A 24,219-nucleotide genomic window follows, 5' to 3' on the forward strand; every position below is an offset into this window, starting at 1 on the left:
ACTGATTCGTCTAGCGTCGAAAGCAACGTTCGGTTTTCCGACGTAATTACGAAGAAAGGCCGGTGTCCTTGCCCGGCCTTTCTTCGTATGGCCGCCATGCAGTTTCGCTCGAACGATCAGTAGAGCGCTCCATGGTCATTCGCAAGCACAACTTGCTGGCTCGCAAGCCTTGACTCGCACTTTTCAGCCATACCTGGATCTCACCTTGCTGCACTTCCGTACCTTTCAAGCGCTTTGCTCATCAAGCGCGTCACGCTAACTCGATTCATGCATAAAAGACGCCCGATAAGATCATGGGTTATGCCGTTTATTCCAACCCCCGTGCGTTCCAACTCGTCAAGTAGCCAGACAATACGATCGACCCCTGACGATTCGGCCATCAAAGCCATATTCTGAAGCGCACCTCGATACCGATCCGTAATCTCGGATAGAACGACACGCGCAAACGCCGGATCATCTTCAAACGCCCGCCTCATGAGAGACAAGGGGATCGCACATCCTCGAAGATCGGTTAGCGCATACCCAAGGTGACTATCGTTGAACCCTTCATCGAAATGTCTCGTCGCTCCAGCGATCTTCATCGCGTTTATCAGACATCCGGAATCCGCAACGAAGAGCCCCTGGCTACCGCCTTTCTCAGTCGATAGGGCAACAGCAAGCACCCCCGACTTCACCACGAGCACTTCCTTTGAAAAGGAAACCGCAGAAACGGTTGAGCCCTTCGTTATAGAAACATGCCTCGCCGACGAGCAAAGCATCTCCCGCGTTCCTGTGGATACATCAGAGCAAAATGGGTTGATCCGCACCTCCGTGCATCTAAATCCTCCACGTCCGACGCCCCCCGAAGCATTGCCCATAACAAGCCTCCGTCGCATAGAATAAATCTCCGCATTCCACCCTGCGACTCAGTATACCGCATATAGAAGCAGACCCTCGCAGAAGACCATGCGCGGGCCCGTCGCCAAAACCCCATCCAGCCGTTGGCCTACCAAGCCTCCAGGCGCTCGACGACGGCGGCTATCTGGGCCTCGGGCGTGCTCGCCCCCGCGGTGACGCCCACGCTCTCGCAGCCCTCGAACCAGGCGGGATCCAGCTCGTCGGGCGCTTCCACGTGATGCGTGCGCGGGCACGCGGCCGCGCAGATCTCGGCCAGGCGCGTCGTGTTCGACGAGTTGCGCCCGCCGATCACCACGATGGCGTCCACCTCGTCCGCAAGCGCTGCGGCTGCTTCCTGCCGCTGACGCGTGGCGAAGCAGATAGTGTTCTTGACCTGCGGCTCGATGCCGCGCGCAACAAGCGCGTCCACCACGGCGTCAAGCGACTCGCGCGTCTGCGTGGTCTGCACGACGATGCCGACGGGAGCCGGAAGACCATCCGGCAGATCGGCGGGCTCGGTGACCACGGCCACCTGGCCGCCTGCCTCGCGCGCGCAGGCAACCAGCCCTTCCACCTCGGGATGCCCCGCCTCGCCCACCACCACCACGCGCCCGCACTGCCGCGCAAGCTCCGCAGCCGCCTTTTGAGCGCGCGCCACATGCGGGCACGTAGCGTCGATGATGGGCAGCCCGCGCTCCTCCACGCTGCGGCGCACGCCCGGCGTCACGCCGTGGCTGCGGATGATGACCGACCCGTGATCCACCGCGTCAGCGCTCTCGACCGCGCGTATGCCGCGATCGGCCAGTTCGCCCACCACCTGCGGATTGTGGATGAGCGGCCCGAGCGTAGAGGCGCCCTCGGTGCGCTCGGCCGCCTCGAGCGCCATGTCGAGCGCCCGCTGCACGCCGTAGCAGGCGCCCGCGTGCTTGGCCTTCACCACCCTCATGCGCATGCTCCTTCCGCAGGTGCTTCCTTGGAAGCGCGGCGTTCCTTGGCGGCCTTCTTCTCCCTGATGGCGGCCACCAGCTCCTCGGTCGTGTGTCGCGCCACGCGATGCTCGGCGAACGCCGCCGTGAAATCACGGCCCTCCGGGAACAGCGCCGGCATGTCCACCTGATCGGCCGGCACGTTCAGCGACAGCGCGAAGCACTCGCGCATCGCGTACCAGGTGCAGCCGTCCAAGCGGTCTTCTTTCGGAAGAAAGTCGAAATCGCTCACCAGCAAGGGGTCCCCGTACTCGATGGTCACCTTGGGGAAGCGGAAGAACTTCCCCTTCTCCTTGATATGCTCGGCGTTGCGCACGGTCATGGGCAGGATGGGCGCATGACCCATCTTCGCGATGAACGCCGCCCCCGAATGGATCTCGGGCGTGCGATCGCTTTTGCCCCGGCGCGTTCCCTCGGGAAGAATGCCCACGATCTCGTCGTTTTTCAGCATGCGGGTCGCGCGCTTGATGGCCGTTCTATCGGCAGAATCGCGCTTGATGGGAAACGCGCCCACGCGCGACAGGATATGGCCCGCCAGGCCGTGCGCGTTGCCGAACAGGTTCTCGCGCCCCAAGAAGCGTATCCACTGGGAAGGGCGCGAAGACAGGTACATGAACACCACGTCCAGAAACGACGTATGGTTCGCCACCACCACCACGCCGCTTTCGCCGTCGAAGCCCCGCAGGCTTTGCCGGTTGTCCACGCGGTAGCGGAAGCAGATCTTGAACACGAAGGCCAAGAACCCGTAGATGACGTTGCCGACCAGGCGCGGAGCCTGCTTCTCGTCGGAAGCGCCGCCGTAGGGCATATCCCAGATCTTCTCGTAAGGCAGAATCAGGCTCATGCGCGCTCGCCTTCGCCGCCGTTCGCGCCCCTCTGACGGGCAAGCGCGCAGATCTCGTCGATCACGTCTTCGATGTAGTGCCCGGTCGAATCCAAATGCACGGCATCGTCTGCAGGCCGCAACGGCGACGTGGCGCGCGAGGAGTCCAGCTCGTCGCGTCGGCGAATGTCGGCAAGCACCTCGTCGAAGTCGATGGAGCCTACGGCACGGTCGACGTTTTGACGAACCCGACGATGGGCCCGCTCTTCAGCCGAAGCGGTCAGGAACACCTTGACCGGGGCCTCCGGGAACACCGTGGTGCCTATGTCGCGCCCCTCCACCACGTAGTCGCCCGCACGGCCGATGCGCTGCTGCTGCTTCACCAAAGCCGCACGGACGGTCGGCGCAGCGGAGACAGGGCTCACGGCGCGGTCGATCTCGGCGGTTCGGATGGCGTCGGTTACGTCGACGCCGCCGATGGAGACGCGGCGCGGAACCGGCTCGCCCGCCTCGTGAGCAAACGCGATGTCGTAGGTGCGCGCAAGGCTCCCCAGCGCGTCGCAGTCGTCGAGCGCCACGCCGTCTTGCAGGGCGCGCCATGCAACGGCTCGGTACATCGCACCGGTGTCCAGGCAGGAAAAGCCCAGTTCGCGCGCAACAGCTTTCGCAACAGTAGATTTACCGGCCCCGCTCGGGCCGTCAATGGCGATGATCATCGTGCCAACCTTTCGATATCGGACAGAAATTGAGGATAGCTGATCTTCACGGAATCGAAGCTCGCCACGCTCACGGACGAACCGCCTGTCAGGCCGACGAGCGCCCACGTCATAGCCAGACGATGGTCGCCCTTCGAGTCGAAGGACGCCGCATCCGGCACGACCAGATCCGGCTGCCCCTCGATGAACAGGTCGTTGCCTTCGACCCACGTGTCCACGCCCAAAGAGGACAGGCCTTCCACCACGGCCTCCAGGCGATCGGTCTCCTTCACGCGCAGCTCCCCCACTTCGCGAAACACCGTGACGCCGCGCGCATGCGCCGCCACGAGCGACAGCACGGGAATCTCGTCGACGATGGACGCGATCTTGTCGGCGGGAACCTCGCAGCCTCGCAGGTTCGGCGTGTAATCGACGGAAACGGTCCCGTAGGGCTCCTTGCCCGCAGATCCCGTGCGACGCAGGTTCACGCACGCGCCCATGCGCTCGAGCGTGCGGGTGAAGCCGATGCGCGCCGGGTTCAGGCTGACGTTCTCGATCTGCACGGAGCTGCCGGGCTTGAGCGCCGCGGCGCACGCGAGGAACGCAGCGGACGAAGGATCGCCCGGAACCTGCACTTCGCAAGCCTTGAGCGCGGCGGGCCCCGTGACGCTGGCCGTTCGATCCGCAGCCGTGGTGTCTACGCCGAACTCCGGGAGCATGAGCTCGGTGTGGTTGCGCGAAGGCGCGGGTTCGTTCACGGTGGTGGTGCCGCGCGCGTACACGCCGGCAAGCAGCACTGCGGTCTTCAGCTGGGCCGACGCCATAGGGGCATCGTAGACAAGAGGATGCAGGCCGCGCGTTCCGCACACGACGAGCGGCAGCGTTTCGCGGCCTTCGGGCTGAAAGCGAACCCCCATCTTCATGAGCGGCGCGGTGATGCGGCGCATGGGGCGCTTCACCAGGGACTCGTCGCCGGTCAGCTCCACGCGCACGTCCCACGGGGCGAGCACGCCCATGAGCAGGCGCGCCGTGGTGCCGGAGTTCCCGCAATCGATGGGACCCTCGGGTTGGGACGGCCCCTTCGCTCCCCAGCCCTCCACCACGCCAGCCAGGCTTTTGTCGGGCTGCAGCTCAAGCTCTACCCGCGCGCCCAGCTGGCGCACCGCCGCCATGGACGAGCGCACGTCCTCGGAATCAAGAACGCCGGTCAGCTTCGAGACGCCCTCGGCCATAGCCGCGAACAGCACCGCTCGATGCGAGATGGACTTGTCGCCCGGCACGGTGGCCTTGCCCCGCAACGGCGCGCGCAGAGGCTCGATGATGGTCGCTGCTGATTCAATCGACATGTATATGCTCCTTTGCCGCCAGAGGACTGAACGAAACCGAAAAACCCGCGTTGATGAGCTGCGCAGACAGCTGGCCGACGTCGCCTTCGTCGGTCAGCACCAAGCTGAGCACGGCGCTGTCCTCGGTGACGTGGTCTATCTCGATGGACTGGATGTTGCAACCGACCGAGCTGGTGACGGTGGTCACCTCGGCCACCACGCCCGTGCGGTTCTCCATGGGAATGCGAACCTCGAGCAAACGCTCGGTCGAAGGCACCCAGGCAACGGGCAGGGCCCGGCGAGCTTCCGCTGCGGAGGCAAGAAGATCCGTCAGCTGCGCGCGATTCCCCGATTCGAGCGCGCCGGAAAACGACGCGATGATCTCCTGCATCTCCGACAGCCCGTCGACGAGCGCGTCCTTGTTGTCGAACGCGATGCCGCACCACAGCTCCGGCGAGCCGGCAGCGATGCGCGTCGAGTCCTTGAACCCGCCCGCGGCCAGCCGCATAAGGGCCTGCTGGTCATCCGCATGACGACTCGCCAGCTGCATGAGCGACGAGGCGACGATATGCGGAACATGGCTCACCACTGCAACCGCCTCGTCATGATCTTCGCGCGGCAGCACGATAACGCGCGCGCCCAGCGAGGTGATCAGCTCGTGCAGACGCGGAAAGTGCTCGGCGGGCGTGTTCGCATCGGGGCACAGAATCCAGTGAGCGCCCTTGAACAGGTCCGCCCGCGCTCCTTCGATGCCGTTTTTCTCCGAACCCGCCATAGGATGGCCGGGAACGTAGTTTTCAGGATGGGCAAGATGCGCGCAGGCAAGCTCCACGATACGGCTCTTCGTGGACGCGGTGTCGGTGACGATGCCTTGAAAATCCCATGCAGCCAGGTCTTTCAGGTAGGCTTCGACCGCTCCTACCGGCGTAGCCAGAACCACCAGGTCGCAACCTTCGTCCACGAACCGCCGAAACGCAGGATCGGCCGGAAGCGCGCCCTCGGTCGCCCAGCCGCGCTCGAGGGCCTGCGCAAGCGTGCGCTGGTCGACGTCGACCGCGAGCACCCGCGCATCGGGGTGCGCGGAGCGAAACGCCGCGGCGAAGGACGCGCCCACCAGGCCGAAGCCCACGACCGCAACGCGATCGAACCCCGGCTCCGCGATATGGTCAACTTGTTGATGTGACATGAAACGGAAACACTCTCCCTGTTGCAAACATATTGACGTGCGCCGACAGACAATGCCGACGTGCGTATTCTAGCATTATCGGCCGAAGGATCGGCCGCCCGCGCCGCGCGTCGCTACGAACCGTCCTCCACGGCTCGCTTCAAAGCCGCAACCTCTTCGGGCGAAAGCATCCGCCACGAGCCGCGTTCGAGGTCGCCCAGTTCAAGCGGGCCGAACGAATCGCGATGAAGTGCCAGCACTGGATGGCCGATTGCAGCCAGCATACGCTTCACCTGGCGCTTTCTTCCCTCGCGAAGAACCACCCGAACGATGGAGCGGCACGCCGCGCGCTGTCTGCACTCGACGGCGTACTCGCGCGACGCCCGGGCGGGCACGGCCGGAGGCGCTTCGAGAACGCGCTCGGCGCGGCGAGCCGCCGGACCTTCCACAAGGCGGGCGTCGGCAGGGGCCGTAAACCCGTCGTCAAGTTCCACCCCGCGGCGCAAGCGCGCAAGGTCGCGTTCGGCGGGCCGGCCCTCGACGCATGCCAGGTAGCGCTTCGCCACATGATGCTTGGGATGCAGCAGGCCGTTGCCCAGGTCGCCGTCGGTCGAGAACAGCAGCAAACCCGTGGTGTCGGCGTCGAGCCGCCCGATGGGGAACAGCCCCGGATACCGATCGACGGGGACGAGCTGCGCCACGGTGGGACGCCCCTGCGGATCGGACATGGTCGTCACGAATCCCGCCGGCTTGTGCAACATGACGGTCACGGGGCCGTCGGCCAGCCGAACCGCCACCCCGTCCACGGCAACCTGGTCCACAAGCGGATCCACCTTGCTGCCCAACTCGGTCACCACCTGGCCGTTCACCGTCACACGACCGGCCGTCATAAGGTTCTCGGATCCACGGCGGCTTGCAGCCCCCGCTCGCGCAAGGAACTTCTGCAAGCGCATGGGGACGATGCGGGGTGCTTCGTTGGTTTCTTCGGTCACAGATCCTCCAGGGTCGGCGAGGGCTTCCGCCGTTCGACAGAACGGCGGACCCGCTTACTCGTCATCGGTTTCAAACGTCAGCTCGTCAAAGTCTATTTTCTCCACCAGGCCGAAGCCGGAAGCCATGGCCTCGGCCAGCATGCGCTGGGCGGCGTCCGACGCGGCTTCCTCGCGCGGGCTCTCGGCCACGATGACGCCGTCTTCGTCGTCGAGGTCGAACTGCATGCCCGCCAAGGGGTCGACTTCGTCCGGCCCCTCCCCCGCGGCCGCTTCCGCAGCTTGCGCGATGCGCACGTCGTCGCGCGTAGCGGACAATCGCTCGCGAATGAACGCGCGCGTATCGTCGTCGGGCGCGAACTGGTCCAGATCGGGCAGGTCGGCCACCGAGCGCAGACCGAACTTCTCCAGGAAGGCGCGCGTGGTCGCGTACAGCGTGGGGTTCCCGGGCGCGTCGGCCACGCCCGCCTCGCGCACCAAGCCCTTCTCCACCAGCGAGTTGATGGAGCTGTCCGAGTTGACGCCGCGCACGCTGGCAACCCCGCTGCGCGTTACCGGCTGCAGGTACGCCACGATGGAAAGCGTTTCCATGGCAGCCTGGGAAAGCTTGCGGGTATCCCATGACAGCACGTACTTCTCGATCAGCTCGTGGTACGCGGGGTGCGTGTACAAACGCCATCCGCCGGCGACCTCGCGCAGCTGGATGCCGCGGTCCTCCCGCTCCAGCTGATCGCGCAGCTCCACGAGCGCACGCTCGACCTCGCCCGGTGCAACCTCCAGCATGTCGGCCAGGGCAAGCGTGCCCACCGGCTCGTCGGTTACGAAGAGCATGGCTTCGATAGCGCCTTTGATCTGGCCTTCCTGCAAACCTTGGAACATGTCAACCTTCCTCGACCGACGTAAGGGCGTCCTCGCCTTCCAGCGAAAGATCGCCGGACCCTTCGATGTAGCGGATGTCGATGTCGCCGAACAGCTCGGCCTGCTCGATCTTCACCATGGCGCGCTTGTACAGCTCGAGCACCGCCAAGAACGTGACCACCACCACGGGCGTGGGCGTTTGCGCGTTGACCAGCTCCGAAAAGCGGATCTCCTTCTTGTTGCGGATGCGCTGATGAATGGCGCGCACGTGCACCTCGACGGGAATGGGCTTTGCTGCAATATGCTCCGATTCCAGCAGAAACACGTCGCGCCGAGCAAGCGCGCGCGCCGCCAAAAGCGCCAGCCCGTCAAGCGTGACGTCCTTCAGGTAGTCGGGCATGAGGTTCAAGAAACACGCGTCGGAACCGAAGGGGCGCGCATGCATGCGGCCTTCCGCCACGAACCGCATGTGCAGCGCGCTCGCGGCGTTCTTGTACTGCTTGTACGCCAGAAGCCGCTCGACCAGAATGTCGCGAGCCTCGCTGGGCGCAAGCTCCTCCAGCTCCTCTTGCACCGCATCGCGCTCGCGCGGCAGCAGGCTTTCGGCTTTGATTTCCAAAAGCGTAGACGCCACCAGCAGAAAGTCGCTCGCAACGTCCAGGTCAAGGTTGTCCATCCTGGACACTTCGGCCAGATACTGGTCGGCGATCTGGGTGATGGAGATGGCTCCGATGTCCACTTTCTGGCGGCTGACCAAATGCAGCAGCAAGTCGAACGGCCCCTCGAAGCTGTCTATGCGAACCTTGTACGCCATGCGCGGCCCCGCCTACCTGAACGGATACAGCAGGTTGAACACGTTTCCGGCCGTCGCGTCCAGATAAATGCCGATGGGATTGAAATGCAGAATGTACGGCACCAGGATAACGGCGATCATGAAGATGGGGAACGCGTACTGCTGCACCTTGTAGTACCGCGGCAAATACTTGGCCGGAAGCAGGAACGCGAAGATGGACGATCCGTCCAGCGGCGGAATGGGCAGCAAGTTGAAGAACATAAGATACAGGTTGATCAGCGAGAACATGGGCAAGAACAAGGTGAAGAAGTAGTAGAACACCATGCTTTGAGCCAGCTGGGCAACCGGCAGGACGAACAGGATAACCGCGTACACCGCCGCACCCAGAACAGCCAGCGCCAAGTTCGCCGCAGGGCCAGCCAAGCCCACGATGAGGTCGCCCTTGCGAGGATCTTTGAAGTACGCCGGGTTGTACGGCACCGGCTTCGCGTAGCCGAACACCGGCATGTTCATGGCCATGAGCATGAGCGGCATGATGACCGTGCCGAAAGGATCCACGTGCTTGAGCGGGTTGAACGAAAGCCGTCCGGCTCGCTTGGCGGTAGGATCGCCCAACTTATAGGCGGCAAAACCGTGGCACGCCTCGTGGCAAACGATGGCGGGCACGAAGCTCAGGATGGAGCATATAAGGTAAGGCAGCGATATAGACATAATGCTGATCAGTCTACCGCAAGCACTCGGCCCGCCCGCCCCAAGAGGGAAAACTTCATAAACTCGCAGCGACGAGGAATCTCGTGGAATCTCGAGGAATCTCGAAGAGCGTCGAAAGGGGTCGAGCGAGGATTTTTTTGGGCGCGAATCGGGGCCTGCGACACTTTCGCGAGCGCGCGAAGCCGCCGATCGGCCTCATCCCAAAACGCGACCATGCCTTTTGCCGACAAGGCGCTGCCGAAACCTGCATTCGGCAGCCCGCTCTCTGCCACAGGAAGGGTGCGGCAGTTTTCTTGGAGAACTCATGCGCCCAAAAACCCGAGGCGCTACCGCAACCTGCCCGCGAAGGGCTCGAAAATGGCAGAGATTCCGAGGTTTGCGGCTTTTGGCTCGTGACGTCGCGCACGAAAAGGGAAGATGAAATCTGCGACCAGGCATTATGCGATCACTTGTTCGCTATAAATGGAATATCTCGCGTTCAGGAGCCACAAACCTCCTAATCTCTGCCAAAAACGCATGTCCGCTGTTAACCTGCACCGCGGGCAAGCCGATCCCGCACGCGAAAAAGGGGCCGCGACTCAACCGCGGCCCCTTCGGGTTCATCGAGCAGCGCGCAAGAGACTACGCGTTGTCGGCTTCGAACTGCTTCATGAAGGCGACGAGCGCCTCCACGCCCTCGCGAGGCATGGCGTTGTAGATGCTCGCGCGCATGCCGCCGACGCTGCGGTGGCCCTTGATGCTCTCAATGCCGGCCTTCTTGGCTTCGGCCACGAACTTGGCGTCCAGCTCGTCGTTACCGGTCACGAACGGCACGTTCATGATGGAACGGTCCTCCTTGCGCGCCGTGCCGCTGAAGAGCGCGCTCTGATCCAGGTAATCGTAAAGGAGCTGCGCCTTCTCCACGTTGCGCTCCTTCATGGCCTCCAGGCCGCCCTGGGCCTTCAGCCACTTGAACACCTTGCCGCACATGTAGATACCGTAGCACGGCGGCGTGTTGTACAGGCTCTTCGCGTCAGCGTGCGTGTCGTAGCGCAGCATGGTGGGCGTTCCGGGGAACACGTCGTCGCTGATCAGATCTTCACGGATGATGACGATGGTCACACCGGCCGGGCCGACGTTCTTCTGCACACCGCCGTAGATCAAGCCGTAATCGGACACGTTGACGGGCTCGGACAAGAAGCACGAGGACACGTCGGCCACAAGCGGCTTTCCCTGCGTGTCGGGCAGCTCGTGGTACACGGTGCCGTAGATGGTCTCGTTCTGGCAGATGTAGACGTAGTCGGCGTCTTCGGAGATCTCGAGCTTCTTCACGTCGGGCACATAGCTGAAGTTCTCGTCGTCGCTGTTGGCGATGCAGCGCGCGTCGCCGTAGAGCTTCGCTTCCTTCCATGCCTTCTTCGACCAAGAGCCGCTTACCACGTAGTCGGCGACCTTGTTGCGCATCAGGTTCATGGGAATCATGGCGAACTGCGTGGACGCGCCGCCCTGCAGGAACAGCACGCGGTAGTTGTCGGGGATGCCCATGAGGTCGCGCAGATCCTGCTCGGCCGTTTCGATGATGGACGCGAACGGCTTGGAACGATGGCTCATCTCCATGACGGACATGCCGCTGCCCTGGTAGTCGAGCATTTCGGATGCCGCCTCGGCAAGCACTTCCTCCGGCAGAACCGCCGGACCGGCCGAGAAATTGTACACACGAGCCATGGGGACCTCCTTGACGTTCTTTCAGACAATGCGGCCCAGTATACACGCTCGCAGCGCGCGCAGGCCGCTTTATCCCGCTAAAGCGGCGAATAGGCTCCCGGACGGCAGAGGCGGATACGCTTCGGCCGCTTCAGACCCGATGCCAAAGGGCAAGCTAGCCCAGCCCCGGATACCCTTGCTGGCGCAGGGCCTCGTAGGAGGCCACGGCTACGGCGTTGCTCAGGTTCAAGCTGCGCAGCCCCTCGCGCATGGGGATCCGAACGCAGCGGCTTGCGTAAGCCTCGATGAAGCGCAGGTCGAGCCCGCGACTTTCGCGACCGAACACGAGAAAGGCGCCCTCGCCGTACGAAGCCTCGGCGAAGCTGCGGCGCGCCTGTCCCGTGAACAGATGCAGCTCGTCGTTTCCGTGCGCCTCGAAAAACGCATCGGCGCACGGCCAGCGCACGATGTCCACCTCGTCCCAGTAGTCGCATCCGGCACGCGACAGGTTCTTCTGCGTCAAGCGAAAGCCCATCGGCTCCACCAGGTGCAGGCGCGCGCCCACGCATGCGCACGTGCGGGCGATGTTGCCGGTGTTCTGCGGGATCTCAGGCTCCACGAGCACGATGTTCAGCTGCTCGCTCACAGCGCCTCCGCCTGTTTCGCCATTTCCTCTTCCAACTCCTCGGTGAGCAGGAACCACTCCTCCTCGGCGGCGGCAAGGCGCTGCTTGAGCTTGGCGTGCTCGGCCACGGCGTCCGAGGAAGCGTCCTCGTTCACGTAGAAGCCCGGGTCGGCCATGAGCTCGAGCAGTTCGGCCATGCGCGCGTTGTCGCGCTCCATCTGCTTGTCCAACTCGGCTATGCGCTTGCGGTGGTTCTTGAGCGCGGCGTACGCGCGGTTGCGCGCCTCCGCCTCGCGGCGCTTCTGCTCCTTGGACTTCGGCGCGCTCGCGCGCGGCGCCGTAAGCTCGGTCTGCGCGACACCGGACGCGGAACCCGCCTTGTCCGGCCGATGCTCGGCGCCGGACGCCGCATGAGAGCCGCCCTTTCCCTTCTGAGCGCCCTTCCCTCGCGGCGCGTCCTCGCCCATCACCTCGTCGACCAGCGAACGGTCCTCTGGCGCCGGGCCGTCCAACTGACCGCTCTTGAACAGGTAGTAGTCGTAGTCGCCGTCGTAGCTCGTCACCTTGCCCGGCTCGATCTCCACGATGCGGTTCGCCACGCCCCGAATCAAGTGCCGGTCGTGGGTGATGAACAAGATGGTGCCCTCGAAGGTTTTCAGAGCTTGCTCCAGGATGTCGGCGCTGGCGATGTCCAGGTGGTTCGTCGGCTCGTCCAGACAGAGGAGCGGGCGCGGCGCCACCAGCATCTTCGCCAAAGCCAGGCGGCTCTTCTCGCCACCCGACAGCACGCTCACCTTTTTATCCACCGCGTCGCCCGTGAACAGGAACGCGCCGAGCAGCGTGCGAACCTGCGATATCGACCAGCCCGGAGCCACGTGGTCGAGCTCTTCGAACACCGTGTTGCCGGGATGCAGCTCGTCAAGCTGGTGCTGGGCGTAATAGGTTTTGGAAACGTGAACGCCGTAGTCGATGCTGCCCGCATCGGGACTGGTGGCCCCCGCGATCATCTTCAGCAACGTCGACTTGCCCGCGCCGTTGGGTCCCACCAGGGCAATCTTGTCGCCCCGGTACATGGTGAAGTCGAAGCCGTCGTAAACGGTCTTGCTGCCGTAGCGCTTCACGAGGCCGCGAGCGCGCACCACCTCGTCGCCCGTGCGCGGCGGCTGCTTGAAGTTGAACTTGACGGTCTTCTTCTCTTCGGGAAGCTCGATGCGCTTGATCTTCTCAAGCTTCTTGACGCGATCCTGCACCTGCTTGGCCTTGGTGGGCTTGTAGCGGAACTTCTCGATGAACGCCTCCATGTGGGCGATCTCCTCGGCTTGCTTCGCCGCCTCGGCGCGCAGGCGCTCGAGCCGCTCTTCGCGCGACTTGAGGTAGGCGGAGTAGTTGCCCTTGTAGATGTTCACCTGCCCGTTGTCCACTTCGGCAACGCGATCGACCATGTTGTCCATGAACGCGCGGTCGTGGCTGACCACGACGACGGTCCCGGCGTAGCCGCGCAGAAAACCCTCTAGCCACTTGACGCTCTCCAGGTCAAGGTGGTTGGTGGGCTCGTCGAGCAGCAGCACCTCGGGGTTGCGGATGAGCAGCTTCGCCAACGCGATGCGCATCTGCCAACCGCCGGAGAACTCGGTGGTGGAGCGAGCAAGATCCGCCTCTTTGAAGCCCAGGCCGAAAAGCACGCTGCGCACTTTCGCCTCGATGGTGTAGCCGCCCAGCACCTCGTAGGCATCGCGGGCGCGCCCGGCGGCCGCCAGCTGCTGATCGGTCGGATTATCGCCCAGCTCGGCCTCCAGCTTGTGCAGCCGGCGCTCCGCTTCGAGCACTTCCACCTGCGAGGACATGACCTCTTCGAAAATGGAGCGATCCTCCATCTCGATGGCCTCCTGCTCCAGGTAGCCGACGCGCGCACCCTTCGCAAACAAAACGCGCCCCTCGTCGGCGTCCTCCTGACCGGAGACGATGTTCAAAAGCGTGGTCTTGCCCGCCCCGTTCGGGCCGACAAGCGCCAAGCGCTCGTATTCCTCCAAGCGAAACGTCACGTCATGGAAAAGCTGACGCCCCCCGAACGATTTCGATATGTGCTCAAGCTGCATGATCATAATGCGAACGCGCCTTCGGTTCTCGTGCTGGCAAAAAACGGCGCGCGCTCATCGCGAACGCCAACCGTCTATGATAACCGAAGATGCCGTTTACGGCGATGCGCTTCCTGGATCGCGAGCCAACGCCTATACTGAAGCCGAACGAAACCACGTCGACAAGGAGGACGATCGCCATGACCATGAACCCCAACACGCGCGTGTCGGACATCCATGCCGACGAGAAGTCGCTCATTCTCCGTCGGGCCGAAACCGCCACGATCGGCTCGCTTTTCGCCGCGGCCTTCATCATCGTGGTCACGTTCATCGCCCGCACGTTCTACGAATAGCCTCGAGCGAAGCCCCGCCCGAAGAGCCGACCGGGCCCAAACGTCAGGATCCCTTGCCTAAAAACTTGACTTGGAGCGCACTCCACGTGCTTCAATGCAAGACGGCATGCGCATGCAAGCCGCAAGACGAAAGGATCCCTCATGAAGATAGCCGAAGTAAGCAAGCTATACGACCTTTCAGCCGACACGTTGCGCTACTACGAGCGCATCGGGCTGCTTTCCAACATAACGCGCAACGCAAGCGGCATACGGGACTACAGCGACCAGGATTGCGCGCGGGTGCAGTTCGTCAAGTGCATGCGCAAAGCGGGCGTGTCCATTGAAGCGCTCATCGAGTACATGCGCCTGTTCGAGCAAGGCGACGACACGATTGCGGCGCGCAAGGCGCTGCTCGAAGAGCAGCGAGACCTGGTGCGGAAGCGCATCGCCGAAATGCAGGCAGGCCTCGACCGCCTTGACTACAAGATAGAACACTACGAGCAGACTATCGTGCAAGCCGAGAAGAAGCTGCGCTGAGATCGCGCTGCGAAGATCGGGAAGGACCCTGGACAAGCGCCGTCCGCATCACATCAAAAAAAGGCCGCCAGTCGTTTGACTGGCGGCCTGGCGTTTCATGGCTCCCCGGGTAGGATTCGAACCTACAACCCTCCGGTTAACAGCCGGATGCTCTGCCGTTGAGCTACCGAGGAATGAGGAGCGCTCCGTTGCGCGAGTAAGTATTATACCGGAACCAAAACTTTGCGCAAGACCGTTTTTTCAAAATTTGGGCACGTGCCCGAAAATTGTTCTCCGCAGCGCCGGTTCCAGCAATCCACCTGGTGCGTTAGTACACCATGCCCATCGTTTCGCGCACTTGCGCAAGCGTGGCCTCGGCAATTTCGTTCGCCTGACGGTTCCCGTCGTGCAAGACGTCCTTGATGTAGTCCATGTCCTGCATGAGCTCTTGACGGCGTTCGCGAATGGGAGCCAAGAAGCCGTTCACGCTTTCGGTCACGTACTTCTTGAGCGCTCCCGATCCCCCGTCGCCGATTTCGGCGGCAATCTCGAGCTCGGTGCGGCCCGTGCAAAGCGCGGCCGTCGTCAGCAGCGCGGACACGCCGGGGCGGTTCTCCTTGTCGTACGTGATAACGCGGTCGGCGTCGGTCTTGGACTTCTTGATGAGCTTCGCCGTCTCTTCGTCGGTAAGCGACAGGCTGATGGCGTTGCCGTAGCTCTTCGACATCTTGCGCCCGTCAAGGCCGGGAATCTCCACGGCGTCGTTGAGCACGCCCTCGGGCTCGGGGAACACCTGACCGAACCGTTCGTTGAAACGGCGGGCGATCAAGCGCGTCTGCTCGATGTGCGGCAGCTGGTCCTTGCCCACCGGCACGATGTTGCCCTTGCAGAACAGGATGTCGCACGCCTGATGCACGGGATACGTAAGCAGAAGGCCGGTGAGCGCGTGGCCGGAAGCCTCCATTTCGGACTTCACCGTGGGGTTGCGCTGCAGCTCGGCTTCGGTCACGAGCGAGAGGAACGGAAGCATCAGCTGGTTGAGCGCGGGAACGGCCGAGTGCGTGAAGATCATGGTCTTCGCCGGGTCGAGGCCGCATGCCAGGTAGTCGATCACCATGTTGTACACGTTGTCGCGAATATGCTCGGTGGTGTCGCGGTCGGTGATCACCTGATAGTCGGCGATGATGACGCGCGTCGTCACGCCCAGGTTCTGCAGAGCCACGCGCTCGCGAATGGTGCCGAAGTAATGGCCCAGGTGCAAGCGGCCGGTCGGACGGTCGCCGGTGAGCATGGTGTAGTTCTCGGGATGGACGGGCAGATCTGCGCGGATCTCGTCGCTGCGCTTCTTGCTGGCTTCAAAGCTATCGGTGCTCATGATGTTCCTATCGCGAAATCGTTGTGTCGGACCGTTCGGCGCCGCGAGCCAAGCCGGGCACCGCGCATGCGTTGACGGCCAAGCCTTGAATCGCACGCGCATCGCAACAGTATAGCCGTTTTGGGGTGCGCACGGCACATCGGGCCGCTTTGCCGCGCGCTATAATCGTGAACCGTATCGCACCCTGAGGAGGATTCATGAACGACGCGCTGAAAAACCTGACGAAAGAAGAGCTGCTCGAACTGCTCGAGATATACGCGAAGAACCTGATCGCGCTCGACGGAACGTGGTTCCAATCGATCGAGAAGGACGACGGCATGGACGCAGCCATGCACCATGACGTGGAAGCATGGCGACGGTTCAGCGTTTCTGAGGGCCGCCGCATCAAGGCGTTTCTCGGACTGGACGAGCATCCGGGCATCGAAGGGCTGGCGAAGGCGCTTTCGCTGCGCTGCCAATCGGCCGCGAACGTCGACGAGATAACCGTGAACGGCAACGAGCTGACGTACCGCATCGTCGATTGCCGCGTGCAGAACGCCCGCGAGCGAAAGGGCATGGGGTTCCATCCGTGCAAGAACGTGGGAGTAGTGGAGTATGCGGTGTTCGCAACCGCTATCGACGACCGCATCGTTTGCGAATGCCTGAGCTGCTTCCCCGACATCGTGGACAGCACCTGCAACTGCGCTTGGAAATTCACGTTGAACGCCTAGGACAGCGAAAAAGCCTTCCCGAAGGAAGGCTTTTGAATTCATGGTGGTCGCTACAGGATTTGAACCTGTGACCCCCGCCGTGTGAAGGCGATGCTCTCCCGCTGAGCCAAGCGACCGTGCTTGTTGCTTCGTTCGCAACGCTGAAATATTGTACCGGTAGTTTTAGGCGCGCGCAAGCCCCTATTTTCAATTTTTTGAGAATAGCGTTGCCGACGGGTTTGCGAGGATTCGCGGCAAGGATTCTAAGCGGCTTGCGCAAACTACCCGTTTCCCTCTTTGCACAAGCGAGCATTTTGGGATAGAATAGCGGGACGCTTTACGGGCCTATAGCTCAATGGTGGAGCAGGGGACTCATAATCCCTTGGTTGCAGGTTCGAGCCCTGCTGGGCCCACCAGCAAACACGCAAAGGCTGCATCGGTTTCGGTGCAGCCTTTTCCATGCCCGCATGAAGCCGCCCATCCAGAGGCTGCCGCACGCCCACCCGCTCCCCCTTCCCAGCGCAGCGTCCGAAGCAGCCCGCAAACGCGGCGCTGCACGCATGCCTCTACCACCTTCCGAGGGAGGTGCGCACCCGAAACCATACTTCCTGCGGTATGGAACAGAGCAGTCGAGCGACCCTACAATAAGGACGGTTCCCGCTGCGGCCCTCCAACCGAAGGAGCACGCCTTGACGTTGCTTATCCCCATCGCCTTCCTTCTTGCCGGCACCTTCGCCGTCATGACCATCCTGGCGCGCAACCTTGCCAGCCTTGGTCGAGAGTCGGACGCCATGTGGGAGCAGCTGCAAGCGACCCGCCGCAGCCGAAACGACGTCATGGCGCGGATAGCCGACGCCGCACGGGCAAACGGCGTGGACGACCCCTTCGCCCTGCAAGCCGTCGAGCGCGCCTTTGCCGATGCGCAGGCCGCCGAAGACCCGACGCGCGCCGCAGAAGCCGACGATGCGCTCTACGTGGCGCATCGCAACCTGCTCGACCTTATCGAAGGGCACGCACCCGCCCTGCTCGAGCGCGCGCCGTTCGCGCTTCTCCTAGAAGAGCTGGGAAAGCTTGAAGATCGTATGACAACCCATAAGGGACTCTACAACAACCGCGTCACCATGTACGGCAACGCGGGGCGCACGTTTCCCACGCTGCTCATCGCCAAGCAGCGTGGCTTTGCGCCCCGCAAACGCTACCTGCCCCGCGAAGCGTCCGACCCCCTTGCCGTGGCCGCCGCAAGCGGCTCCACCGCGCTGGCGGAAGCTTCGCCCCGCATCATGAACGCCTACATGCTATGGGCCATCGGGCTATCCGACACGGTGCTCGAAGAAGCGCCGCAGCATCGAACCGGGCGGTAGCGCGCGCAACCGCCCGACCCGTCCCTTCCCCACCGCGCAAAAAAGCCGCTTGCCGAGTGGGCAAGCGGCTGCAAGCGAGCAATGCGAGCGGCGCCGTTACGCGCGGCGCACCAGGTAGCACTTGTGGATGCGCGGGTTGCGCTCGAAGTCGTGCGGGATGGTTTGCGCGGTGATGTCCTCGATGATCACGCCGTACTTCGCAAGCGCCTCCTCGTCGGGCTTGAAATTGCGCAGGTTGCACGAGAACACGGCCTCGCCCTCTTCGGCCAGCAGGCGGGTCACGCCGATAAGCAGCTCCACATGATCGCGCTGGACGTCCCACGTGCGCTTGCCCATGGCCTTGGAATTCGAGAACGTGGGCGGATCGACGAAGATCAAATCGAACCTGCGCGGCGTGCGGCGGCACTCCGTTATCCACGTCATGACGTCCGCACGCTCGAACGCATGCGCTTCGCCCGTAAAGCCGTTCTGCTCCATGTTGCGCGCGGCCCAATCCAGGTACGTTTGGGAAAGGTCGACCGTGCACGTGGACTCCGCCTGCCCGCCCGCAGCGTGCACGGTAGCCGTGCCCGTGTACGCGAACAGGTTGAGGAACCGTTTGCGCGCGGCCCGCGCGCCCACCAGCTCGCGCGTCAGGCGATGATCCAGGAACATGCCCGTATCCAAATAGCCGGACAGATCGACTTCGAGCAGGTACCCGTCCTCCTGTACGTGGGTCACGTACGAGCGCCTTCCCGCCCCGCGGTACTGGCTGCCCCCCTTGTCGCGGCAGCGAACCTTCGAGAACACGTGGTCGGGACGCACGCCCAGCACCACGGGAGCCAGGGACAGAACGTCGTCGAAGCGCCGTTGCGCCTTCGAGGGGTCGATCGTGGAGGGCGCAGCGTATTCGGCTATATGCACATACGTGTTGCCCGACGCCTGGCCCGCGCCCGTGTACAGGTCGATGGCGACCGCGTAGTCGGGCAGGTCGGCATCGTAGATGCGATAGCACGACACGCCCTCGCGCTTCGCCCATTTGCGACGCTCTTTCGCCACCTTGCGAAGACGCGAAGCGAACTGCTCGGACGCGGACTCGAACACCTCGACGCGATGCTCGGCCCCGCCTGCGGAGTCAGGCACCGTCACGATCACGGGCTCCACCGGGGGCTCGTCGAACACGAGCACCTCGACCGACACCCGACCCGCGCCGAGCGTCGCCCGCTCGAAAGGCTCCACGCCGAACCGGGACTCGATGCCCTCGCCGCCCGCCACTGCGAACGTCGCGCCCGAACCCGCCGCCGAAGACGCGCGCGAGAAGGCGGCCGATTCGGCCTGCTGCCGCGCCTCCGATTGCGCGCGATCGCCGGTGGGCAGCACGCTTGCCACCAAGAACCCGGAAGCCTGCATGCCGTCCGCGCCGCTGTCGGCCATCGCTTCGCGCAGTGCGCGCGCCGCCGCCGATCCCACGCGTTCCACCAGGTCGGGAGCGCTTTGGGCATCGCCCAACTCGATGCTCACAACCTGGCGCAGCCCTGCGCGCTTAGCGCGCTGACGGGCGCGCGCGATAGCGGGCGACGACGTGGTCGCCCCGGCGAAGCGCACGTACGCCAAATCGGGCGGCGCCGAAGGATCCTGCGTATCGCACGCCGCTACGCGCGCCAGCCCCGCTTCGAAGCGCTCGTCGGCCTCGGCAAGAAGATCGCCCCACGCATCCTCGTCCGCCTCCGCCCAGCCGAAGAACCCCCAGCGCGAGCGAGCAAGGCCGGGCGCGAGGTCGCATGCGACCGACGCGGCCTCGATGACGAGCGAGCCGTCCGAGCACGTCGGATCAACGCATGCGGCGCCCGATGCCGCTATGTCGTGCCAGCCGGCCAAGGCCAGCAGGCCCGCAGCCTGCGCGCACTCCAAAGGAGCGTCTGGCCCGTCGTCGGCCGTCAAGTACGTGCGCCGATACAGGGACTCTCCCGACAAATCGAGCGAAATAGTCGCTCGCCTTTCGCGAATGCGCACGTCGAGCACGACGTCGGGCTGATCGGTGTCCACATCGGGACGCTCGCCGCGCATCTCACGCAAGCGATCGCACACCGCGTCCTTCACCTTGAGCGCGGTAAAGCGGGTATTGCGCAGCTGGTCGTTCATGCCGTGCGCCTGCACGGCCATGCTCGCCCCCGAAGCGATGACCCGCTCCCACGGCAAGCGACGCGCGCCCTCGTACAGCAGGTTGGCATCGGATGCGTTCACGCGACCGACCACGAGCGTCACGCGCGAGGCAAGCCGCGACCACAAGCACGCTTTGAGCGCGCCGCGCATATCGCAGAAAAAGGCAACGCCCCCGCCAAGGGGGCGCACGCGCTTAGCTCCAAGCGACTTCAGCTCGTCGGCCAACGGCTTTTCCAATCCGGAAAGGCAGCTTGCGAACAACTCGAGGTTGTATTTTTCCATACGTGACGTCCCATCGTAAAATCGCAGGTTGGAGCAGCGCGCCGGCAAAGAGGCCCCGCGACGCCCGTCGCCTTCCGCCCCGCAGCCCGCATGCCGTGCGACATGCGGAAAGGGCAACAAGGCGAAAACTCGGACATCGCGGGGCCTCGTCGGCAAAACCGGTCCGCGCTACGGCGTCGAACGTCTCGGGCGGCGCTCGAGCCGCCCGAGCCCTTAGTCTTCCAGGTAATCCTTGAGCTTCGAGGAGCGGGACGGATGGCGCAGCTTCGCCAGCGTCTTGCTCTCGATCTGGCGAATGCGCTCGCGCGTAACGCCGAACTCGCGTCCGACCTCCTCGAGCGTGCGAGGATGGCCGTCTTCCAGCCCGAAACGCAAAGCGATGACCTTGCGCTCGCGCTCCGCCAGCCCGTCGAGCACCTTCGACAGCTGCTCCTGCAGCATACTGAACGATGCAGCGTCGGGCGGCACCACGGCGGCGTCATCCTCGATGAAATCGCCCAGCTGGGAGTCTTCCTCTTCGCCGATGGGGGTCTCCAGGCTCACGGGCTCCTGCGAGATCTTCTGGATCTCGCGCACGCGCTCGGCGGGCAGGCCCATCTCCTTGCCGATCTCCTCCGGCGTTGGCTCGCGCCCGAGCTCTTGCAGAAGCTGGCGCTGAATGCGGACCAGCTTGTTGATGGTCTCGACCATGTGCACCGGGATGCGGATGGTGCGCGCCTGGTCGGCGATGGCGCGCGTGATAGCCTGACGGATCCACCACGTGGCGTACGTGGAGAACTTGAAGCCCTTCGTGTAGTCGAACTTCTCGACCGCGCGGATCAGGCCCAGGTTGCCTTCCTGGATCAGGTCCAGGAACAGCATGCCGCGGCCGACGTAGCGCTTCGCAATGGACACGACCAAGCGCAGGTTCGCCTCGATGAGCTGCTGCTTGGCGTCCAAGCCCACCTGCTCGATGCGGCCGAGACGGCGCTTCTCGCGGCGCTCGAGCTCGATGCCCTCGTCTTCGGCCTTGTCCAGCTCTTCGCTTGCAGCGACGCCGGCCTCGATCTTCATGGCCAGGTCGATCTCTTCGGCTGCGTTGAGCAGCGGAACCTTGCCGATTTCCTTGAGGTACATGCGCACGGGGTCGCCGGTGAGCATGGTCACGGACGCATCGGCGTTGCGCTTGCGCACCGACGAGCGAACGCGGCCGCTCTTGGCCCCCACCTTCGGCAGCTGCACTTCGCTGACGGCCTTGAGTTCTTCTTCGGGAATGCCCGCAAGCAGGTCCTCGTCCTCTTCGCCGTCTTCGGACAGGGGCGTTTCGAGTTTGTCGTCTTCGAGCGTATCGGTAGCGCTTACGTCCGGTTCGACGTCGAGCGCGTCGTCGTCAAGCATCTCCTCAGATTCAATCGGGGCTTTCGCTTGGTCATTCGCTTGTACCGGCTGTTTCTTAGAGGCTTGGGCCACGTGATCTTCCTTTCCAACAGGATGGCGCACAGGGCATGAAGACATGCACGCTCTAGGCGCAAAGATACAGCCGAACACTATATCACAAGGTGTTGGCGCTTAGCAAGAAACGTCGGCGAATCGCAACCAAACTAGCGCGCGGGACGATCAGGGCCATCGTCGTCCGACGCTCCCGTCGACCCCGTGCGCCCGAACGTCATCTTCTCGAACAGGTCCACGGGAACCGGCGCGGAGAACACGTAGCCCTGCACGGCGTCGCATTCGGTGCTGCGCAAGAACTCCACTTGGGGAATGGTCTCGACGCCCTCGGCGATGGTTCCCATGTTGAGCTTCTTGGCCAAGTCGATAACCGACCCCACCACCACTTCGGAGCGGCTTTCGTCGCCCAGGAAGAACTGCCGGTCGATCTTGAGCGTGTCGACGGGAATGTCCTTCAAGACGTTCAGCGACGAGTACCCGCTGCCGAAATCGTCCATCGAGCAGCGAAAACCCAAGGAGTGGATGCCCAGGACGGTTTCGCGCAGAAGGTCAAGGCTCTCGAACGCCACGCTTTCGGTAAGCTCGAACTCCAAAAGCTCGGCAGGGACGTCGTAGCGCTTGCGGATCTCCTCGAACGCGTCCAGGAAGCGATCGTCGTGCAGGTGCAGCGGCGACAGGTTCACCGAAAGCGGCAAAGGCTCGATGCCCGCATCGATCCACGAGCGGATCAGCTTGCACGACTGCTCGAACACGGCAAGGTCGATCTTTATCACGAAGCCGTTTCGCTCGAAGAAGGGAATGAACTCGCCCGGAGGCAGCAGGCCGCGCTTCGGCGAATCCCAACGAACCAGCGCCTCGGCCCCGATGGTCCGCCCCGACTCCAGGCATATCTTGGGCTGCAGGAACAAGATGAACTCGCCGCGCTCGAGCGCTCGGTCCATCTCGTTTTCCATTTCTTTCTCGCGGATCAGCCGTTCGTGATCCACGTCGCTGAAAAACGAGCAGCGGCACAGGTGCCCGCCCGCCGCAGCAGAGGTTTTGCGGGCAGTGTTCGCCCGGTCCCTGATGGTGACGATGTCGCACGGCCACTCGACGGCGCATGCCCCACAGTTGAGCTTGACGAAGTACGGCGCGTTGTTCTCGCGGTTGAACGCGTTGAGGCGCTCGGCCAGCTCGTGGAGCCATGCGCGCACAAGCTCCGGATCGGTGTCGTCGAGCATGACGTTGAACAGGTCGGCCGTCACGCGAGCGGAGGCTTCGCCCTCGCGCAGGCCGTCCGCAATGGCCTTGTGCAGGTACCGCAGAAGCTCGTCGCCGCGAGCTTTGCCGAAGCTGTCGTTGACCAGGCGGAAGTCCTCTATGTCGAGCGCGACCAAAGAAAACGGCGACCGATCCTTGATGCGCTCGGTCACCAGCATGTCGAACCGCGCAACCGTATGCCCGCCCGTCACCGGGTCGACGAACGCCAGCCTGCTGATCTCGCGGTTCTTGCGCGATGTGGCCCAAGCCAGGCAGCCCCCGAACGCGCCGAAGGAAACCAGGGCCAAGACCGTCGTTCCAATGATGGCCAAGGTCGAATAATCCGAAACGGACGTGGCGTACAGCGAAGGCGGAACCACCGAGATGGCGTACCAGCCTCCCAGATCGAGCGGGTAGTAGTTCACTTCGCGCAGCTGGCCGTCCACCGTGTAGCCCAAGCAACCGCTCATCCCCCGCTGCATGTCCTGCGCCATGCGAGCGATATCGTCTTCGGATGCCACGGCCTCGTTGCGCAGGCCGTCGAAGAAGTTGCGGTCCTCCCCGAGCGAGTTCGCATTCTCGGAACGCAAGATGAAATCCCCGTCCGACGACACGATATGGGCGAATCCCACGCCGTCGGCCGTATCGGTGTTGTAGAGCAGCTTCATCGAATCGTGAGCGACCCACCCTACCACGGCCCCCAGGCCATTGGGGCCGACGGCCGGAACCGCGTACAGCGCGCCCTTGCCCGGGCTGAACTCGGGCACCTCGACCAGATCGCCTTCGACGCCAGCCTGCCCTTCGATTGCGTCCATGACCACGCGGAACCCTTGCGCGTCGACCGCGCCTGCGCCGGGAACGGTCAAGGTCCCGCTTCGGTCGGCGTACCCGACCCAGCTGAAGGGCCCGCCGTCGACCAACGTCTCCGTAAGGGCCGCGCGGTTTTCGTCGTCGCCGTCGATCACGCTGAGCTGCCGGCCAAGATGCTCGAGAAGCTCCACGTTGAAGCTCATGCGCTGGTTGATCTTGTACGTAGTTTGCTGGGACAGCTCGGCAAGGTAGCTTTCGGTCTCCTCCATGACCACCTGCTCGCCGCGCACGAGCGTGATCGCGCACACCGCGCCCGTCGCAAGCGCCACAACCGCGAACACGGCAGCGAACACGCGCAGGTAGCTCCCTTGCAGGATTGCTTTCACGATATCCCCTTTTAACGGTGAAGCGCGCCTTCGCAAGACCCCGGATTCAAGTGAG

General features: G+C 63.6%; 21 protein-coding genes and 3 tRNA genes. 5 read left to right on the forward strand and 19 right to left on the reverse strand.

Annotated features, from left to right (window positions below):
- Nucleotides 1-200: 200 nt before the first annotated feature.
- From LG373_RS06000 to LG373_RS06060, 13 genes are all read right to left on the reverse strand, one after another.
- Entirely contained in the window at nucleotides 201-677 is a 477-nt protein-coding gene (locus LG373_RS06000) for a Crp/Fnr family transcriptional regulator (RefSeq protein WP_225749293.1), read from the reverse strand.
- Nucleotides 678-985: 308 nt separating this feature from the next.
- Nucleotides 986-1,822 carry a 4-hydroxy-3-methylbut-2-enyl diphosphate reductase gene (gene ispH / locus LG373_RS06005; protein WP_216528609.1) on the reverse strand — a complete coding sequence of 279 codons (837 nt, stop codon included), beginning with the start codon at nucleotides 1,820-1,822 and terminating at the stop codon, nucleotides 986-988.
- A complete protein-coding gene (locus LG373_RS06010) occupies nucleotides 1,819-2,706 on the reverse strand; it encodes a 1-acyl-sn-glycerol-3-phosphate acyltransferase (RefSeq protein WP_225749294.1) in 888 nt (295 codons plus the stop codon). The genes ispH and LG373_RS06010 overlap by 4 nt, the downstream gene beginning before the upstream one ends.
- A complete protein-coding gene (cmk, locus tag LG373_RS06015; RefSeq protein ID WP_216528610.1) occupies nucleotides 2,703-3,401 on the reverse strand; it encodes a (d)CMP kinase in 699 nt (232 codons plus the stop codon). Before cmk ends, LG373_RS06010 begins: the two co-directional genes overlap by 4 nt.
- Nucleotides 3,398-4,726 (reverse strand): 3-phosphoshikimate 1-carboxyvinyltransferase, encoded by a 1,329-nt coding sequence (aroA, locus tag LG373_RS06020; protein ID WP_216528611.1) that lies wholly within the window; start codon nucleotides 4,724-4,726, stop codon nucleotides 3,398-3,400. Before aroA ends, cmk begins: the two co-directional genes overlap by 4 nt.
- Complete coding sequence (locus tag LG373_RS06025; protein ID WP_114565847.1) at nucleotides 4,716-5,891, reverse strand: prephenate dehydrogenase/arogenate dehydrogenase family protein; 1,176 nt, start codon at nucleotides 5,889-5,891, stop codon at nucleotides 4,716-4,718. Before LG373_RS06025 ends, aroA begins: the two co-directional genes overlap by 11 nt.
- A 113-nt stretch (nucleotides 5,892-6,004) precedes the next feature.
- Nucleotides 6,005-6,823, reverse strand: a complete 819-nt coding sequence (locus LG373_RS06030) for a pseudouridine synthase (RefSeq protein ID WP_225749556.1) — start codon at nucleotides 6,821-6,823, stop codon at nucleotides 6,005-6,007.
- 93 nt (nucleotides 6,824-6,916) lie between these two features.
- Nucleotides 6,917-7,738, reverse strand: coding sequence for an SMC-Scp complex subunit ScpB (gene scpB / locus LG373_RS06035; RefSeq protein ID WP_225749295.1), 822 nt, complete (start codon nucleotides 7,736-7,738; stop codon nucleotides 6,917-6,919).
- Between the two features lies 1 nt (nucleotide 7,739).
- On the reverse strand, nucleotides 7,740-8,531 hold the full coding sequence (locus tag LG373_RS06040) for a ScpA family protein (RefSeq protein ID WP_225749296.1): 792 nt from the start codon (nucleotides 8,529-8,531) through the stop codon (nucleotides 7,740-7,742).
- Nucleotides 8,532-8,543: 12 nt separating this feature from the next.
- Nucleotides 8,544-9,221 carry a site-2 protease family protein gene (locus LG373_RS06045; protein WP_114565850.1) on the reverse strand — a complete coding sequence of 226 codons (678 nt, stop codon included), beginning with the start codon at nucleotides 9,219-9,221 and terminating at the stop codon, nucleotides 8,544-8,546.
- A 621-nt stretch (nucleotides 9,222-9,842) separates the two neighbouring features.
- Nucleotides 9,843-10,925 (reverse strand): 3-phosphoserine/phosphohydroxythreonine transaminase, encoded by a 1,083-nt coding sequence (gene serC, locus LG373_RS06050; protein WP_114565852.1) that lies wholly within the window; start codon nucleotides 10,923-10,925, stop codon nucleotides 9,843-9,845.
- Between the two features lie 154 nt (nucleotides 10,926-11,079).
- Complete coding sequence (locus LG373_RS06055; protein WP_216528613.1) at nucleotides 11,080-11,550, reverse strand: tRNA (cytidine(34)-2'-O)-methyltransferase; 471 nt, start codon at nucleotides 11,548-11,550, stop codon at nucleotides 11,080-11,082.
- Nucleotides 11,547-13,631, reverse strand: a complete 2,085-nt coding sequence (locus LG373_RS06060) for an ABC-F family ATP-binding cassette domain-containing protein (RefSeq protein WP_225749297.1) — start codon at nucleotides 13,629-13,631, stop codon at nucleotides 11,547-11,549. The genes LG373_RS06055 and LG373_RS06060 overlap by 4 nt, the downstream gene beginning before the upstream one ends.
- A 173-nt stretch (nucleotides 13,632-13,804) precedes the next feature.
- On the opposite strand from LG373_RS06060, the gene LG373_RS06065 reads away from it, so the two are divergent.
- Complete coding sequence (locus LG373_RS06065; protein WP_181792503.1) at nucleotides 13,805-13,957, forward strand: hypothetical protein; 153 nt, start codon at nucleotides 13,805-13,807, stop codon at nucleotides 13,955-13,957.
- A gap of 141 nt (nucleotides 13,958-14,098) precedes the next feature.
- Entirely contained in the window at nucleotides 14,099-14,473 is a 375-nt protein-coding gene (locus LG373_RS06070) for a MerR family transcriptional regulator (protein ID WP_114565855.1), read from the forward strand.
- A 98-nt stretch (nucleotides 14,474-14,571) separates the two neighbouring features.
- On the opposite strand, the gene LG373_RS06075 is transcribed toward LG373_RS06070, so the two are convergent.
- A tRNA-Asn gene (locus tag LG373_RS06075) sits at nucleotides 14,572-14,646 on the reverse strand.
- Nucleotides 14,647-14,780: 134 nt separating this feature from the next.
- Nucleotides 14,781-15,827: a tryptophan--tRNA ligase gene (trpS, locus tag LG373_RS06080; protein WP_225749298.1), complete on the reverse strand. Its 1,047-nt coding sequence runs from the start codon at nucleotides 15,825-15,827 to the stop codon at nucleotides 14,781-14,783.
- A gap of 197 nt (nucleotides 15,828-16,024) precedes the next feature.
- Between trpS and LG373_RS06085 the strand changes: the two genes are divergently transcribed.
- Nucleotides 16,025-16,537, forward strand: coding sequence for a DUF6125 family protein (locus tag LG373_RS06085; protein WP_225749299.1), 513 nt, complete (start codon nucleotides 16,025-16,027; stop codon nucleotides 16,535-16,537).
- A gap of 41 nt (nucleotides 16,538-16,578) precedes the next feature.
- On the opposite strand, the gene LG373_RS06090 is transcribed toward LG373_RS06085, so the two are convergent.
- Nucleotides 16,579-16,653 (reverse strand) — tRNA-Val (locus LG373_RS06090).
- A gap of 204 nt (nucleotides 16,654-16,857) precedes the next feature.
- On the opposite strand from LG373_RS06090, the gene LG373_RS06095 reads away from it, so the two are divergent.
- Together LG373_RS06095 and LG373_RS06100 are read left to right on the forward strand one after the other, a co-directional pair.
- A tRNA-Ile gene (locus LG373_RS06095) sits at nucleotides 16,858-16,932 on the forward strand.
- 273 nt (nucleotides 16,933-17,205) lie between these two features.
- Nucleotides 17,206-17,877 carry a LemA family protein gene (locus tag LG373_RS06100; RefSeq protein WP_225749300.1) on the forward strand — a complete coding sequence of 224 codons (672 nt, stop codon included), beginning with the start codon at nucleotides 17,206-17,208 and terminating at the stop codon, nucleotides 17,875-17,877.
- 96 nt (nucleotides 17,878-17,973) lie between these two features.
- Here LG373_RS06100 and rlmKL read toward each other — a convergent pair whose 3' ends face one another.
- The 3 genes from rlmKL to LG373_RS06115 form a co-directional block, all read right to left on the reverse strand.
- On the reverse strand, nucleotides 17,974-20,301 hold the full coding sequence (rlmKL, locus tag LG373_RS06105; protein WP_225749301.1) for a bifunctional 23S rRNA (guanine(2069)-N(7))-methyltransferase RlmK/23S rRNA (guanine(2445)-N(2))-methyltransferase RlmL: 2,328 nt from the start codon (nucleotides 20,299-20,301) through the stop codon (nucleotides 17,974-17,976).
- 213 nt (nucleotides 20,302-20,514) lie between these two features.
- Nucleotides 20,515-21,750, reverse strand: a complete 1,236-nt coding sequence (rpoD, locus tag LG373_RS06110) for an RNA polymerase sigma factor RpoD (RefSeq protein ID WP_114565859.1) — start codon at nucleotides 21,748-21,750, stop codon at nucleotides 20,515-20,517.
- Nucleotides 21,751-21,881: 131 nt separating this feature from the next.
- Nucleotides 21,882-24,164 (reverse strand): EAL domain-containing protein, encoded by a 2,283-nt coding sequence (locus LG373_RS06115; protein ID WP_225749302.1) that lies wholly within the window; start codon nucleotides 24,162-24,164, stop codon nucleotides 21,882-21,884.
- Between the last annotated feature and the right edge of the window lie 55 nt (nucleotides 24,165-24,219).

The sequence above is a fragment of the Paraeggerthella sp. Marseille-Q4926 genome, assembly GCF_916618935.1.
In the GTDB taxonomy this organism is placed as follows: domain Bacteria; phylum Actinomycetota; class Coriobacteriia; order Coriobacteriales; family Eggerthellaceae; genus Paraeggerthella; species Paraeggerthella hominis.

Bases quoted from the DNA above. Each gene is read 5' to 3' on its own strand.
- ispH (WP_216528609.1), bottom strand. From the start codon at position 1,822: ATGAGGGTGGTGAAGGCCAAGCACGCGGGCGCCTGCTACGGCGTGCAG.
- LG373_RS06010 (WP_225749294.1), bottom strand. From the start codon at position 2,706: ATGAGCCTGATTCTGCCTTACGAGAAGATCTGGGATATGCCCTACGGC.
- cmk (WP_216528610.1), bottom strand. From the start codon at position 3,401: ATGATCATCGCCATTGACGGCCCGAGCGGGGCCGGTAAATCTACTGTT.
- aroA (WP_216528611.1), bottom strand. From the start codon at position 4,726: ATGTCGATTGAATCAGCAGCGACCATCATCGAGCCTCTGCGCGCGCCG.
- LG373_RS06025 (WP_114565847.1), bottom strand. From the start codon at position 5,891: ATGTCACATCAACAAGTTGACCATATCGCGGAGCCGGGGTTCGATCGC.
- LG373_RS06030 (WP_225749556.1), bottom strand. From the start codon at position 6,823: ATGCGCTTGCAGAAGTTCCTTGCGCGAGCGGGGGCTGCAAGCCGCCGT.
- scpB (WP_225749295.1), bottom strand. From the start codon at position 7,738: ATGTTCCAAGGTTTGCAGGAAGGCCAGATCAAAGGCGCTATCGAAGCC.
- LG373_RS06040 (WP_225749296.1), bottom strand. From the start codon at position 8,531: ATGGCGTACAAGGTTCGCATAGACAGCTTCGAGGGGCCGTTCGACTTG.
- LG373_RS06045 (WP_114565850.1), bottom strand. From the start codon at position 9,221: ATGTCTATATCGCTGCCTTACCTTATATGCTCCATCCTGAGCTTCGTG.
- serC (WP_114565852.1), bottom strand. From the start codon at position 10,925: ATGGCTCGTGTGTACAATTTCTCGGCCGGTCCGGCGGTTCTGCCGGAG.
- LG373_RS06060 (WP_225749297.1), bottom strand. From the start codon at position 13,631: ATGATCATGCAGCTTGAGCACATATCGAAATCGTTCGGGGGGCGTCAG.
- LG373_RS06065 (WP_181792503.1), top strand. From the start codon at position 13,805: ATGACCATGAACCCCAACACGCGCGTGTCGGACATCCATGCCGACGAG.
- LG373_RS06070 (WP_114565855.1), top strand. From the start codon at position 14,099: ATGAAGATAGCCGAAGTAAGCAAGCTATACGACCTTTCAGCCGACACG.
- trpS (WP_225749298.1), bottom strand. From the start codon at position 15,827: ATGAGCACCGATAGCTTTGAAGCCAGCAAGAAGCGCAGCGACGAGATC.
- LG373_RS06085 (WP_225749299.1), top strand. From the start codon at position 16,025: ATGAACGACGCGCTGAAAAACCTGACGAAAGAAGAGCTGCTCGAACTG.
- rlmKL (WP_225749301.1), bottom strand. From the start codon at position 20,301: ATGGAAAAATACAACCTCGAGTTGTTCGCAAGCTGCCTTTCCGGATTG.